Genomic DNA, 433 nt, shown 5'->3' with positions numbered 1-433 from the left:
GCTAAGATTACTGATAGTAAAGCTAAAGCTGCAGATAATAAATCAGATAAACAACAAAAAGAATTACCTAAGACGGGTGAAAGTGAAAATCCATGGATACAAGTAGGATTATTATCATTAGTTGGCTTATCATTAATTGGCCTTTATACAATAGATCGTAAATCAAAAGCATAATTTTCTTAGTTATGAATAATTAAGGGGAGAAGTTTATGTTAAAGAAAATACTTTTATCAACATTGTTATGTACAACAGTAACAACACCTTTAATAGGTAAAGTTAATGCAGAAGAAATGAAACAAGACAAACCTGTGAAGTATGTGTTTCATAATGGAGGAATGAGATCCCCAATAGGTGTGAACTTTGACGGTTCAATGACTGTACCTGAACAAGGTGGTGAAATATTAGAAATTGATGCAAAACCAGTAGATTTTTT

Annotated in this window: 2 protein-coding genes; both read left to right on the top strand. The window is 31.2% G+C overall.

What is annotated here, in order from left to right; all coding sequences use genetic code 11:
• Nucleotides 1-6 precede the first annotated feature (6 nt).
• The gene (locus ACJTHF_RS14060; RefSeq protein ID WP_407812641.1) at nucleotides 7-174 is read left to right on the top strand and encodes an LPXTG cell wall anchor domain-containing protein; all 168 of its coding nucleotides are present in this window, start codon (nucleotides 7-9) and stop codon (nucleotides 172-174) included.
• A gap of 35 nt (nucleotides 175-209) precedes the next feature.
• The coding region (locus ACJTHF_RS14055; RefSeq protein WP_407812640.1) for a hypothetical protein at nucleotides 210-433 on the top strand (224 nt) is incomplete at its 3' end.

This window comes from Mammaliicoccus sp. RAM2 (genome assembly GCF_045897195.1).
GTDB classification, from domain to species: Bacteria; Bacillota; Bacilli; order Staphylococcales; family Staphylococcaceae; genus Mammaliicoccus; species Mammaliicoccus sciuri.
The sequence above is the reverse complement of the archived record's forward strand: the minus strand, read 5'-3'. Positions and strand labels throughout refer to the sequence as shown.